The sequence below is a fragment of the Lysinibacillus sp. 1 U-2021 genome, assembly GCF_029916965.1.
Classification (GTDB): domain Bacteria; phylum Bacillota; class Bacilli; order Bacillales_A; family Planococcaceae; genus Lysinibacillus; species Lysinibacillus capsici.
The window spans coordinates 752,731-766,350 of the sequence record NZ_CP123966.1 but is presented as its reverse complement, the minus strand read 5'-3'; the positions used below and the strand labels follow the sequence as shown (position 1 = coordinate 766,350).

Genomic DNA, 13,620 nt, shown 5'->3' with positions numbered 1-13,620 from the left:
GATTTTTGACCAGTTTTCGATAAAAAGCCCAGAAAACTCAGTACAACTAAAAAGAAAAAACCCTTGATATACAAGGGTTTTGACCACTCTAGACAACTCTAGAAAATATATGTATGGAGACGGCGGGAGTCGAACCCGCGTCCAGAAACTCCAATACTTCAGCTTCTACGCGTGTAGTTTGCCTATTTACGATTCACGTAACATTATGCCGACAAACAGGCGTCCTGTACGCTAACCTGGAAATCTCTTGCCGATGACTCAGGTGGCACCATCGACCGTATCCCACTAAAGTTGGGCCCCACGTTCTCTACATGGGCGATAGAGAGGCAGAGCGCTTACGAGCTTACGCTGCGAAAGCTAAGTTTTGTTGTTTGCCAGTTATTATATAACTGTCGTTGATGACGGAGCCGAGCCCTCCGACGCGCGACCAAAGCTTGAACCATCCCTGTCGAATCCGTAACGTCCCCGGATATAATCCGGTTATAAACCGTTCGGACAACGCTGCATAAGGCAGGTTGTAAATGAACATCGTATGAGTAGATGCTCACTGGCATGTGTTACTATTATAAAATAAATAGCTTAAAACATCAAGTAGAGACACTTTATAAGTTGGATCAGCGTTCTTATAGAAGCCTTGGAAAAGTTGAGCATCTCTACTTTTCTAACACTCTAGTTTATCGCGATTTTTTTTCCTTTGAAGAAGTCTTTCCTCTAAATTGCTTGTGCCGATTATAACGCCTGAAATAATAATTAAACTGCCGATAAATTGCTGCAGTGTAATGATTTCATGTAAAAATAAGGCCGCTCCAATGAGTGCGAATATGGTATTGAAATTCACAAAAATAGCGGATTCCGCTGCACCAATGTGTTTTATACATAAATTATATAGTGTATGTCCGATCGAAGTAGCTAAAATAGCAGACATAAAAAATACGAGCCATATGAAAGGGCTGAAGGATACAAAAGCCCCGTAGCTTCGAAGGCTTGTAGCGAATGTGAAAATTAATAAGAGTGATGAGCCTATGAGAAGCATCCAGCCTGTCATCAGCATGGGAGAGATGACTTCCGTGGCACGGCGAATTGCAATAAAGCTAAAGGCCTGCAAAAAGAATGACATAAAGACGAGAAAATCACCTAGCTGTAAATTCGTTAGTTCGGTAATGTCGTCCACCACTGCGAATAGCACGCCAACTCCACCAAGTGCAAAGCCAATTAATTTAGATTTTGTCATAACCGTGTCTTTAAATAATACGGCAATAAGTGCCGTGAAAAGTGGACTTAAGCCACTAATAATGGCTGTTTTCATGGCTGTTGTTTGAACGATGCCATATGCTAAAAAGACATGGTGACAAATGACGCCGAAAAAACAACCAATGAATATGTACTTAAATGGCATTCCTTTTACATAAAGCGGCTGCTTCGTTAGCTTTAAAATAATAAAAATCGTAATAGCTGCAAGAAAAATACGCGCCGTTTGTATCGTTAATGGATCGCCATTGGAAACAATTACTTTTAGCCATGTAACATTCATGCCCCAAAGAAACATAACGAAAACTAAAATGGAATAAACCTTTGCATTTGCCAAGTCATCACCTCCTGTTTTATTCGATCGCAAGATAAGTAGCCTCTCTATGTTCAATGGGACATCAGGCTAACACCTGCAGCAGGACCCAAATTGAAATTCCCCTCAATAAAGGAGCATTTATAATAAGTCTAGTAGACTATTCATAAGAAAGTAGGCTGCCAGGAAAGACATCGCCTTCCAAACAGCCTACCATACTTCATCCCCATCCTTAAGCAGTTCTCACCTTTTGATACATGTATGTTCCATCTTTCATTTCATCTAGCTGTACGAGGTCACCGATTTGGACACTTTCTTGAATACGCACTGTTAGCTTGGCTGTTGAATCATTTAGCTGTACTAGTGCCACAGTATACGGTGCCAAATGGGCATATTCTGCTGGTGCAATATGAATGACCGTAAAGCTGTACACGGTTCCCTCATCTGGGACTTCTCGTTCGTTTTTAATTTCTTGGCGGCAGGTGCTGCAATACACTTTTTTCGTTACTGACTCTACACCACAGCATTCATAAACCTTCATCTGCTACACCCTTTCTAATATGTGGACTACCGAATAAGAACCAGTGCCACCTAAATTTTGTGCAAGTGCTAATCGCGGTCGTTTTTCTAGCTGGTTTGGTGCGTGTCCGCGTAATTGTAGTACTAATTGGTAAAACTGCGCCACACCTGTTGCGCCAATAGGATGTCCTCTTGATAAAAGCCCTCCGCTTGTATTGACAGGCTTTTCTCCGTTCACGCGCGTTTTTCCTTGCTCAATAGCTAGCCAGCCTTCTAATTTCGGGAAAAAACCAAGCTCTTCAATGGCCAACATTTCTGTCATGGAGAAGCAATCGTGAATTTCCACAACATCAATATCCTCAGGACCAACCCCTGCTTTTTCATAGGCTTGCTGACCTGAAATGCGAATCGCTGGTAATGATAGTAAATCAATGGCATCCTGCATCATTGTCGGTCCTGACGCCTGTGCAGATGCTACTATTTTAATATCCGATGGCTTACGAGATAACACAACTGCTGCTGCGCCATCTGTAATCGGTGAACAATCGAATAAGCCAAGTGGATCGGTAATCATGCGTGCGTTCATTATTTCTTCGAGTGTTGCTGGTTTTTGGAATTGGGCTAATGGATTTTGCAATGCATTTTCACGGTTTTTCAACGCTAATTTTGCTAAATGGGATTTATTTGCACCTGTCTCATGGAAATAGCGGTTTGCGACTACACCAAAAAATCCTGGGAAGGTTAGACCCGCATAACGTTCGTTAGTCGTCTGATCCATTGCAGAGTTAATAAATTGCGTGACAGTGGCGGTTGGGGCATGCTTCATTTTTTCTACACCGACAACTAAAACGCTTTCATATTCGCCACTTAATATACCTAAAATACCTTGTCGTAATGCAATACCACCTGATGCACAGGCACCCTCTAATTTGGCTGTGGGGATGGGGCCGAGCCCTAGGTCATTTGCTACGATTGCACCTAGAATTTCTTGATTGGCTAAGCTACCTCCCATATAGTTACCAACAAAAACCGCATCGATTTTTAAGTCTCTTGCCTCATCTAGCGCCTCTCGACTAGCAGTGAGCATTAAATCCTTCAATGAAGCATTTTCATTGTTACCGAACTTCGTCATGCTTACACTATGAACATATACCGTCATTGTGTCACCTCCATATGCTGTTTTACTAGCTCACGTTTTAAAATCTTCCCATAGGAGCTTTTTGGTAGGGCTTCTACTACGAAAATTTCTTTTGGCTTTTTAAAGCTCGCTAAATGTTGCTGACAAAGCTCGATTAAAGCATCCTTCTCAATTTCTCCACGGCCGTTTGGCACGACATAGGCGACAATGGATTCACCCCATTTGTCATCTGGAATACCAATTACACATGTTTCCTTGACGAATTCATGCTTGTTCAACACTTCCTCTACTTCTCGCGGATAGATATTTACACCACCTGAAATAATGACCTCCTTTTTGCGGTCCACGATCGATAGGTAGCCATGCTCATCTAGCTTGCCTAAATCGCCTGTATGAAGCCAGCCATCACGCAATGTTTCGGCAGTCGCCTTTTCGTTATTCCAATAGCCTTGCATAATAAGCGGGCCCTTTGCCGTAATTTCGCCTATTTCTCCTACTGGACATTCATTGCCCTCAGCATCCACGATTTTCACATCAACAAATGGTCCAATTCTACCACATGAATCAAGGCGAGATGGTAAATCCTCGCGTGGCATCATAGAAATGCACATCGGTCCCTCTACTTGACCATAGGTTTCTACAAATTTTGTTCCTACTTTGTCTAGTGCCTCTTGCAACTTAGCGGCAGCGATCGGTGAGCCTGCCATATTAATCGACTTAATGGTACGAAGCTTCTGCGGGTTGAACTGATCGTGCTGAATCATAAGGTTGACCATCGTTGGGACTAGGAAAATGATTGAAATACGGTCCTGCTCTAATAAATGAACAAATTGCTCTGGCTCAAATTTATCGTAAATAACTTGTGTTAAGCCATAGAGCCATGCCACATGACTTAAAAAGTTTGCCCCGTGTGTCAGTGGTGCGACGTGACCGAGCATATCCGTATAGTCAACTTCACACGCTATTGCTAAGGATAGGGCTCCACTAACCATATTGCGATGTGATAGCATAACGCCCTTCGGATTACCTGTCGTTCCTGAAGTATACATAATGGCCATCGTATCATTTTCTTCCACTTCATTTTCATGGGACTGTCCTTTAAACTGTTTCACTACTAGCTCATACGGTTCTCCACAATAAAGAATTGGAAAGTCAATTTGTAGCGGATCAATTAATGATTTTTCACCAATCATCAGACTGATACCTGAATCCTTCACCTGATACTCATGTTCTTTCGGATGCAAGCGGTAATTAAGTGGGACTTTAATAAGACCATATAAAGAAACAGCTACATCAAGCTCTATATGCTCTAATCGATTTGACATTAAAATACCTACGCGCTCTCCTTTTTGTAAGTTAAGGCTTTTAAAATAAGCTGTTAGTGCATAGGCACGTTCCATCAAATCGGCATAGGAAATCGCACGATCTTTGAATTTAACTGCTATTTTATCTGGATACGCTCGAGCCGATTTCAGTGCTAATTGGCCAATTGTACTCATTTATCTTCCCCCTATTCATCAAAATGAAAAATTAGAACCCCAAATTGTTGATCCTTCCGTCTTTTCGGTATCGCCTCTCTTAATGGATAGAGGATGAATTCGACTGTGATAGCGATTTCATTTTCTCCTTCAAGAAAATGTCCACCAGTAAAATGTTGATCACAATCGACAAAAGATCCATGGAAATGAATATCTAAATCATTCGTCTCCATATCTATCCCAATAAACCCTAAACCAGAAATAAGTTCGACCGGAGAGGTAGTTTGCCGTTTTGGTGAATAAACAATGGTCCCTTGCTTTTCACCTCTTTGAACTTGGACATAGGTAGCCTGCTTTAGGGATCCCATGCATTGAAATTGCCCTCCCTTTACCCCAAAGTGATTGCAAACCTCTTTCATCCCAGTAAATAAATCCGTTCCTGCTTTCAATCTTCCGATAATTCTATCCGTAGGTCGGTCATACAAAGCTTGCCAACGAGAATTATCCAATACTAATCCCTCCATCTACCTTTAACACCTGAGCAGTTGCATAGCTAGCCTCCCTCGATGCAAAGTATAAGACAGCACTTGCAATATCATCAGGTGTGCCGATACGCTTAATAACCTGCTGATCTAAATTGTATGGAACCCCTGTTGTAATACCTGTTAAGGTTGCGCCTGGTGCCACGGAGTTACAAGTAATATTAAGTGGGCCAAGCTCTTTTGCTACCCATTTCGTAAGGGCAATTACCCCTCCTTTTGAGGCAGCATAAGCTGGACCTGATCGACCTGTACCATCTTCACCAGATGTAACACCACCGTTTAAACCTGAAACTGAGCTAATATTAATAATCCGACCATATTGAGCATCCTTCATATGTGGGTACACACATGCCTGGGTAAACATAAATGTTGCTTTTAAGTTCGTATCAAGATCACGCGACCATTCCTCAAAAGTCATTGTTTCAATATTTTTGCGACTACATGTCCCAGCATTGTTCACCAAAATATGAATCTCTCCATACTTTTCAACTGTGCGATTGACTGTTGCTTTCACAAACTCTGCATCACGAATATCTCCTAAGCATTCTAAATAGCTATCATGTGCTAGTTTTTCAATTGTCTTCTCACATGAATTTAAGTCAACTAAAACAACATGTACCCCTTGCTTTGAAAGCTGGACCGCAACTGCTTGTCCAATCCCACTTGCTGCTCCTGTAACAATCGCTACATCATCTTTTAATGTCATAATAGTTTTCCCCTTTGCTATTTAATATTTAATAAATCTGGTAAAAATGTTGATAGAGAAGGTATATAGGTTACAAGTAATAAAACGATAACCGAAGCAACAATAAACGGGACCACCCCTTTGGAAATTTGAATGATATTAGCCTTTGACATACTTGCTGCAACATATAAATTCAAGCCAACAGGTGGTGTAAATAAGCCGATTGCTAAGTTAATTGTCATAAACACGCCAAATACAGCTGGGTCTACATCGAGCATTAACATAATTGGAAGTAATATCGGGACGAATATATAAAACGCAGAAATGGCATCAATAAATGCACCCGCAATTAATAAAATAATATTTACGAGTAGTAAAATAATGATTTTATTATCTGTTAAACCTAAAACCGTATTTGAAATAGTAGAGGCGATTTGCTCTGTTGTGACAATATAGGCAAAGACAGAGGCGGCACTTACGATAATCATTACAACAGCTGTTTGTAACGCCGACTCAATAAAAATACGATACATCATTTTTATGTAGCCTTTTCGATGAATGAACAGTCCGACAATTAGTCCATATACAACCGCAATAACTGCCGCTTCTGTTGGTGTGAAAAACCCTCCATAGATACCACCTAAGATAATGACAGGAATCATTAATCCTGGTAGTGCCTTTATAAATGCATCCCAACGTTCTTTTCCTGTACTTTTTTGCTTAGTTGCTTCCACAGAGTCATTAAAAATACCCTTTTGAATATCACGTTTGCGGACATACATCCCAGCAATAAATAAACCGATACCTACTAAAATACCTGGTATAACCCCTGCCATAAAAAGACGGTTAATTGTAATTGGGATTTGATCTCCTGCTACTACTGCAAAAATAATGAAGGCAATCGATGGGGGAATAATAATACCTATCGCACCCGCACTCGCCACTAATCCACCAGCAGTTTCTTTACGGTAGCCGTTTTTCACCATTGCTGGAATGAGAATACCTCCAATTGCAGCAACTGTGGCTGGACCAGACCCTGAAATAGCAGCGAAGAAAATCGCTACTAATACCGTTACAAGTACAATCCCACCTTTACGATGTCCTACTAATGTTTGTGCAAAGTCGATTAAACGCTTAGAAATTCCGATATGGTCCATAATGACACCAGCTAAAATAAAGAATGGAATCGCTAATAGCGTAAACTTTGCCACGCTCGTATACATAATATCTGTTAGTGCCTCAAAACCAGATAGTCCTTGTGATGTAAATAGGACTACCATTGAGGCTACCGCTAAGGAAGCAGCGATTGGTACCCTTAAAAATACGAGCAATATAAAGGAGCCAAAAAGTAATAATGCTATCATACGAGCTCATCCCCTTTCGCTCCATTCCCTTCATTACTCACTGCTTTATACTCTTCAACCATTGCTTGAACTGTACGAATTAAGCACAGTAATGCACCTAGTGGTAATGCCGAAGATAAAATCCACTGCGGCATCCCTAAGGCTGGTGTTGTTTGATTAATCTGCATTTGGAACAATACCATATCAATGCCGTAATAAAGTAATACTGCAAACAATACACCACTCGCTACTGATGAAATAATAACAATCGCCTTTTTTGTCAGCTTGTTCCCTTTATCGAACAATAAGGTAAAACCAAGGTGTGCGTATCTCCGCACACCTAATGCTGTACCAACAAATGTAAGCAATACTAACAAATTAACTGTGATTTCTTCTGTAAAAGAAAGGGATAAGTTGACTAAATTACGAGAAACAATGTTTACAAATGTTATAAATGTAATCGCTGCAAATGTAACGCTTAATATAATCTCTTCAAAGTAGTCTAAGAATTTCATATGTTTCCCCCTTATGGCGTAAACGCTTTCAGTAAATCTTCTCCCCAAATATCTGTGTATTTATCATAAATAGGCTGAACAGCTTTTTTAAACGCTTCCAATTCTGCATCTGTTGGGGTATAAACATTCATTCCTTTAGCTTTCAAATCTTCAATTTGTGACGCTTCTTTTTCACGTGCAATTTTCACTTGATATGCAGCTGCCTCTTTACCCAGGCGATCAAATAATTCACGGTCTGCATCACTTAAAGAATCATAGAGCTTTTTATTCATACCTAACACTAATGGATCATATGAATAGTTCCACAATGTTAAGTAATCCTGAACTTCGTCAAGCTTTGACGAAGCAATAACATCAATAGGATTTTCTTGCCCATCAATCGTTCCTTGCTGCAATGCTGTAAACACTTCTGAGAATGTCATTGTTGCAGGATCTGTTCCTAATGAACGGTATAAATCTGTGTACATGGTAATACCAGGTATACGAATCTTTAATCCATTTAAATCTTCTGGTAGCTTAATTTCACGCTTACTATTCGTTATTTGACGGAAACCATTTTCTCCATAGCCTAAAGCTTGTACACCCTTTTCAGCTAAAAGTTCTTTAAGCTTTTCTCCCCCTTCTCCATTAAACACTTTATCTACCTCTGAATGATCCTTAAGTAAAAAAGGTGCACTTGTCACACCAAAACGTTGATCTAAAATCGAATAAATAATCGTAGAGTTAAATGTTAAATCGATTGAACCCTTTGCTAAGCCTTCAACAGCCTTACCCGAATCTCCCCCAGATAATTGTTCATTCGTAAATACTTCAATTTTAATGCGACCATCTGTTTCTTTATCCATATCATCTGCCAGTTTTTTTGCTGCCTCATACCATGTTGATGAATCTGATACTGTGACAGACATTTTTAATTTATATGACTTTTCTTTATCATCAGCATTCCCGCTACTGCTACCACCACAGGCAGCTAGTATTGCTGATACAATCAAGAGCATAGCCAAGAGAAGATTTCTCCCTTTTAAAAATTTCCTCATAAAATATATCCCCCTACTCTTTTTATATTAGATTCTATAATTATTTTATAATTCCGAAAAATCTAAATATATATTCCTAGGGGATAAAAAGTTACATGATAATTGAGTGATTTTTGTCTCTAATAAATAAAAAACATACAAATAACAGCATTTTAAGTATTTCATTAAACGCTTTTTCTTTTTCGAAACAGCAAAATAGCAATCATTAATTCCAATTTATTTTCATTATTATTAATATCGATCTTTAAAAGCTTTTCTATTTTTTTCAAGCGATATTTTAATGTATTTTTATGAATATGAAGGGCATCAGCAATTTCCTGTAAGCCCCCTTTACTTTTTAGCCACATTTCTAGATTGTATATTAGTTCTTCTTCCTCTATTAAAGAGCCAATTGTTCTGCCGATGAAATGGCCAACCTTTTGTTCATCAAGGTCGGACAATAGTAACTCTAATTTCAAATCCTCTTCAAATACTATTTGTCTATTTTCTATAGCAACCGTTAACGCTATATTTGCTTCATTATAGGATTCATTTAGCTCAAAGAAGGAGTGTGAGTTGCCGACACCTATAAATATATCTTCATCATAAAGCTTGATAAGTTTGCGGTTAAATGAATGAAGTGTTTGCTCTAAATGAATACGCGTTATGTTTGGGACAAGCAGCACTAGCTTATCAAAGCTCCATTGAAAAATATGTAATTGAGGATGGATTATTTGAATTGCACGCAAATAATCCACCCCCTTCTCATCGATTCTCCTATTCAATTGAATTATAATAATTCGATTGTAGAGCTCTGTATCAATATTTAACATTTCTGCTCGTTGCTCTAGCAACAATTGATTTACCTGACCATTTAATAAATCTAGCAGGAAGAGCTCAAACATTTTAGTCTCTCGTTCTTTTTTACGGTGCATTAAAAAATCTTCCACAAAAAACTGTGTAATTTTCTGAACAAGCTTCCCGTATTTTTCTATTTCCACAGGTTGTCCAGTAACACCAATTACTCCGATTGATGTATCTTCAATAACTAATGGCATGACAAGACCCTCCCGCACACCCTTCAATTGAACCGACAGTTCCTTCGTCATATGCATGACTTCTTTGTTTTTCATGGCTATTAAAGCACCCTCATGAAATTGATTCATCCTCGACATGTCTGTGCTGGCAATAATAAATCCATTATGATCGATTACAACAACATTTTGATCAATCAACTCACCAAGCTCTCTTACAATTTTTGTGCCAATTATTTGCAAATCAAACATTGTGCCACCCCCCATAAAGATTAATATACTGATTATGCCGAAAATTTAGTATATTTTAGCTATTTTACTACAGTTTTCTATGCTCTTGTAGATAAAATCAACAATATGTGCGGCTTGCATGCTTGCTTCTAGATTTTCTTTATGGATACCAGATTGAATTTGCAGCAAGCAACCAGGATTGGCTGTGACAATCACTGTAGGCTGTAGCGCCTTAATCGTAGCCATTTTTGTAGTTAAAATATTATCTGCTGATGCAGGCTGCAATAAATTATATATTCCTGCTGATCCACAACATGTATTGGCATTTGGCAGCTCTTTAAAGTGCACATTCGGTAGGGCCTGTAAAATCATTCTTGGCTCATTGAAGATTTTATTAACATTGCGTAAATGGCAGGAGTCCTGATAGGTTACAAGAGTCTTGTTTACTTGTTGTGGCAAGGTTGCTAAATAATCCAGTAGCCCAGCTTTGACAAGCAGACTTGAAATATCAATTGTCTTCGTTGAAAATCGAACTGCTTTTTCACGATAGCGTTCATCACTATGTAAGTGCTTTTCATATTCCTTTAAGAAAGCACCACAACCACCTGCGTTATTAACAATATAGGTATAATCATCTGAATCAAATAGCTCTACATTACGAATTAAGTTTTGCTTACCACGTTTTAGCTCCCCACTATGCCCATGGAGAGCCCCGCAGCAACTTTGATTATCTGGAATAACGACATCAACACCAAGCATTTGTAGCAAGAATACTGTTTTATCGTTTGTTTCCTTATAAAGTGTATTCATTAAACAGCCTGTAAAAAAGGCCACCTTCATCGAAGCTGTTTTTACCTTCTTTAATGGCTGTACCTTTTTAGCTACGGGTGGTAAAGATGCCTCCATTGTTTTTAAATGCTTTGGGAATAAATTTAAAAAGCCAATTTTCCGTACAGCTTTTTGTAGACCTGTTTTTTGATAAAGATGCACTAGACTAACTGCATGCTCCATATTTTTTTGCTTGACGAAAAGATGATTGAAAACAATTTTTCTTGTTGTTTTTTCTACGAAGGAAGATTGCTTCACTTCTTGTACGGCTTCACGGGTTTGCTCGATTAAAGCACCATACTGTACACCAGCTGGACATGCCGGCTCACATGCGCGACATCCTAAACATAAATCGAATGATTGTTCTACAGATGCATCGAAAGGTACAATCCCGTCACGTACTGCCTTCATTAAGGCAATGCGTCCACGTGGTGATTGTGCCTCATCCTGCTCCATGTGAAGATAGGTCGGACAGCTTGGCAAACAGAAGCCACATCTCATACAGTCGAGCAATAGATTTTCATCGACATGTGTCTGGAAGGATTGCTGCATTTGCTGTTGTACGTTAGTTACCACCATGTACCACCACTCTTTTCTTCGTTTCTTTAGCAAAGACTTTGCCAGGATTCATAATATGGTTAGGATCGAAAGTTTGCTTAATGTTTTTCATTACATTGATACCAATAGGACCAATTTTCCATTCTAAATAAGGTGCTTTCATTTCACCTACACCGTGCTCCCCTGTAATCGTGCCACCTAGCGACAGTGCTGCCTCAAAAATTTCCGAAAATGCCGCTTCCACACGGTGCATCTCCACTTCATCTCGCAAGTCTGTTAAACATGTAGGATGCAAATTTCCATCCCCTGCATGACCAAATGTGGCAATATTGACATTGTACTTTTCGGATATATCATTAATTCTCATCACCATTTTGGCCAGCTCTGATCGTGGTACTGTGGCATCCTCTAAAATAACTGTCGGTTTTAATTTTGCTAATGCTGATAAAGCGACACGTCTTGCTGTTTTAATTTGCTCCGCTTCCTGTGCATCTTTTGCAATTTGCGTAAAGAGAGCTCCATTTTCTTCAGCGATTCGTACCATTTCTTTGACATCTTGTTCTACTTGATGCATTTCACCATCCTGCTCAAGTAATAGCATTGCTTCTACATCTGTTGAGAGTCCAATTTTCATATATTGCTCGACGGCGCTAATTGTTTTTTTATCAAGAAATTCTAGCGTTACGGGAATGATTTTATTGGCAATAATACTAGAGACTGTTCTTGCTGCATCCTCTAAGGATTCAAAGTATGCGATGCTCGTCATTTTATATTGGGGCAACGGAATAAGCTTTAAAGTAATCGCTGTTACGACACCCAATGTTCCCTCTGCTCCAACAAATAATGATGTGAGGTCATAGCCCGCTACGTCCTTTGCTAGTTTGCCACCTGTTTCTAAAATATCCCCGTTTGGTAAAACAACTTGTAGACCTTTGACATAATCCTTTGTTACACCATATTTTAAGCCACGCAAGCCACCTGAGTTTTCACTAACATTGCCACCAATCGTAGAAATTCTCATGGAGCTTGGATCAGGAGGGTAAAATAAACCATGTGCTTCGACGAATGTACAAAGATTCTCAGATATAATGCCAGGCTGGACTGTAATCGTTAAATTTTCCTTATCGAAATTTAAAATTTGATCCATTCTATTAAATAAAATCACTACGCCCCCATCGTAAGGCACCGTTCCTGCTGCAAGATTTGTTCCAGAGCCTCGCGGAATAATTGAAATTCTATATTCATTACATACTTTAATTACCTCAGCAATTTCCTCTGCATTCCCTGGTGAAATGACAAGATCAGGTAAGCGCTGAAAATTTGCCGTTGCATCATAGGAATATGCTAAAAGCTGTGCAGTTGAGTTTTTAATGTATTTTTCACCAACAATATGCGTAATTTTTTCGATAACTGTTTTATTCATAAGACTCACCTCGAAATGAGATATTTATTACTACAATTTTAATTGTTAGAATTTTCTAAACATATGTCTTGTAAGATAAAAAAGTGTAATAAATTTTAATTTTTTTGTGTTATAAGACCAAAAAAATAGAAGTTATCGGACAAATTCCAATCAACTTCAAAATTTATACTATTCTTCCATAAAATATAAAAGGCTGATGAGAAAGTGGCACTTGCCTGCTTTCTCATCAGCCTTTTTAACGCTGGCGTTCCTTGAAGGCACGTTCCATCTCGCGTTTGGCTTCTTTTTTGCGCATGTCGCTACGCTTATCGTAATCTTTTTTCCCTTTACCAATGCCGATAAGGAGCTTGGCATAGCCATCCTTGATGTACATTTTCAATGGAACGATTGTGTAGCCGTCACGTTTTACGGCACCGACTAGCTCGCCGATTTGCTTTTTGTGGAGCAGCAGCTTTCGGGTGCGTAGTGGATCGTGATTGAAACGGTTGCCTTGTTCAAAGGCGCTAACGTGCATATTGTTGATCCATGCCTCACCATTGCGGACGCGGACAAAGGAGTCTTTCAGTTGGACTTTACCTGCACGGATGGATTTGATTTCTGTACCTGTTAGGACCATGCCTGCTTCGATTGTTTCTTCGATGAAGTAGTCGTGGCCTGCTTTTTTGTTTTGTGCTAATACTTTACCAGAACCTTTTGCCATATCTTTCACCCTCTACTTAAAAGGTTGAGCTTAAGCGAAAGCACCCTTT

General features: G+C 39.3%; 13 protein-coding genes and 1 other RNA gene. All 14 read right to left on the bottom strand.

Annotated elements, in window-relative coordinates; genetic code table 11:
• Positions 1–111: 111 nt before the first annotated feature.
• Positions 112–467: a transfer-messenger RNA gene (ssrA, locus tag QH639_RS04045) on the bottom strand.
• A gap of 194 nt (positions 468–661) precedes the next feature.
• Positions 662–1,585 (bottom strand): DMT family transporter, encoded by a 924-nt coding sequence (locus tag QH639_RS04040; protein WP_131521159.1) that lies wholly within the window; start codon positions 1,583–1,585, stop codon positions 662–664.
• 208 nt (positions 1,586–1,793) lie between these two features.
• The gene (locus QH639_RS04035; protein ID WP_237898635.1) at positions 1,794–2,102 is read right to left on the bottom strand and encodes a Zn-ribbon domain-containing OB-fold protein; all 309 of its coding nucleotides are present in this window, start codon (positions 2,100–2,102) and stop codon (positions 1,794–1,796) included.
• Positions 2,103–2,105: 3 nt separating this feature from the next.
• Positions 2,106–3,239, bottom strand: a complete 1,134-nt coding sequence (locus tag QH639_RS04030; protein WP_112116596.1) for a thiolase C-terminal domain-containing protein — start codon at positions 3,237–3,239, stop codon at positions 2,106–2,108.
• Positions 3,236–4,717 (bottom strand): class I adenylate-forming enzyme family protein, encoded by a 1,482-nt coding sequence (locus QH639_RS04025; protein ID WP_259420098.1) that lies wholly within the window; start codon positions 4,715–4,717, stop codon positions 3,236–3,238. Before QH639_RS04025 ends, QH639_RS04030 begins: the two co-directional genes overlap by 4 nt.
• Before the next feature lie 11 nt (positions 4,718–4,728).
• Entirely contained in the window at positions 4,729–5,205 is a 477-nt protein-coding gene (locus QH639_RS04020) for a PCC domain-containing protein (protein WP_054549532.1), read from the bottom strand.
• Positions 5,198–5,944: an SDR family NAD(P)-dependent oxidoreductase gene (locus QH639_RS04015; protein ID WP_036219397.1), complete on the bottom strand. Its 747-nt coding sequence runs from the start codon at positions 5,942–5,944 to the stop codon at positions 5,198–5,200. The genes QH639_RS04020 and QH639_RS04015 overlap by 8 nt, the downstream gene beginning before the upstream one ends.
• Positions 5,945–5,961: 17 nt before the next feature.
• A complete protein-coding gene (locus tag QH639_RS04010; RefSeq protein ID WP_054549533.1) occupies positions 5,962–7,287 on the bottom strand; it encodes a TRAP transporter large permease in 1,326 nt (441 codons plus the stop codon).
• On the bottom strand, positions 7,284–7,781 hold the full coding sequence (locus QH639_RS04005; protein ID WP_131521155.1) for a TRAP transporter small permease: 498 nt from the start codon (positions 7,779–7,781) through the stop codon (positions 7,284–7,286). Before QH639_RS04005 ends, QH639_RS04010 begins: the two co-directional genes overlap by 4 nt.
• Positions 7,782–7,792: 11 nt before the next feature.
• Positions 7,793–8,818, bottom strand: coding sequence for a DctP family TRAP transporter solute-binding subunit (locus QH639_RS04000; RefSeq protein WP_237898638.1), 1,026 nt, complete (start codon positions 8,816–8,818; stop codon positions 7,793–7,795).
• Positions 8,819–8,982: 164 nt separating this feature from the next.
• On the bottom strand, positions 8,983–10,083 hold the full coding sequence (locus QH639_RS03995) for a CdaR family transcriptional regulator (protein WP_193767376.1): 1,101 nt from the start codon (positions 10,081–10,083) through the stop codon (positions 8,983–8,985).
• 45 nt (positions 10,084–10,128) lie between these two features.
• A complete protein-coding gene (locus tag QH639_RS03990) occupies positions 10,129–11,469 on the bottom strand; it encodes a (Fe-S)-binding protein (RefSeq protein ID WP_237898640.1) in 1,341 nt (446 codons plus the stop codon).
• A complete protein-coding gene (locus QH639_RS03985; protein ID WP_237898644.1) occupies positions 11,456–12,871 on the bottom strand; it encodes an FAD-binding oxidoreductase in 1,416 nt (471 codons plus the stop codon). The genes QH639_RS03990 and QH639_RS03985 overlap by 14 nt, the downstream gene beginning before the upstream one ends.
• Positions 12,872–13,106: 235 nt before the next feature.
• Positions 13,107–13,571 carry an SsrA-binding protein SmpB gene (gene smpB / locus QH639_RS03980; protein ID WP_009373233.1) on the bottom strand — a complete coding sequence of 155 codons (465 nt, stop codon included), beginning with the start codon at positions 13,569–13,571 and terminating at the stop codon, positions 13,107–13,109.
• Positions 13,572–13,620: the final 49 nt, after the last annotated feature.

Bases quoted from the DNA above. Each gene is read 5' to 3' on its own strand.
- QH639_RS04030 (WP_112116596.1), bottom strand. From the start codon at position 3,239: ATGACGGTATATGTTCATAGTGTAAGCATGACGAAGTTCGGTAACAAT.
- QH639_RS03985 (WP_237898644.1), bottom strand. From the start codon at position 12,871: ATGAATAAAACAGTTATCGAAAAAATTACGCATATTGTTGGTGAAAAA.
- QH639_RS04005 (WP_131521155.1), bottom strand. From the start codon at position 7,781: ATGAAATTCTTAGACTACTTTGAAGAGATTATATTAAGCGTTACATTT.
- QH639_RS03995 (WP_193767376.1), bottom strand. From the start codon at position 10,083: ATGTTTGATTTGCAAATAATTGGCACAAAAATTGTAAGAGAGCTTGGT.
- smpB (WP_009373233.1), bottom strand. From the start codon at position 13,571: ATGGCAAAAGGTTCTGGTAAAGTATTAGCACAAAACAAAAAAGCAGGC.
- QH639_RS04025 (WP_259420098.1), bottom strand. From the start codon at position 4,717: ATGAGTACAATTGGCCAATTAGCACTGAAATCGGCTCGAGCGTATCCA.
- QH639_RS04010 (WP_054549533.1), bottom strand. From the start codon at position 7,287: ATGATAGCATTATTACTTTTTGGCTCCTTTATATTGCTCGTATTTTTA.
- QH639_RS04015 (WP_036219397.1), bottom strand. From the start codon at position 5,944: ATGACATTAAAAGATGATGTAGCGATTGTTACAGGAGCAGCAAGTGGG.
- QH639_RS04000 (WP_237898638.1), bottom strand. From the start codon at position 8,818: ATGAGGAAATTTTTAAAAGGGAGAAATCTTCTCTTGGCTATGCTCTTG.
- QH639_RS03990 (WP_237898640.1), bottom strand. From the start codon at position 11,469: ATGGTGGTAACTAACGTACAACAGCAAATGCAGCAATCCTTCCAGACA.
- QH639_RS04035 (WP_237898635.1), bottom strand. From the start codon at position 2,102: ATGAAGGTTTATGAATGCTGTGGTGTAGAGTCAGTAACGAAAAAAGTG.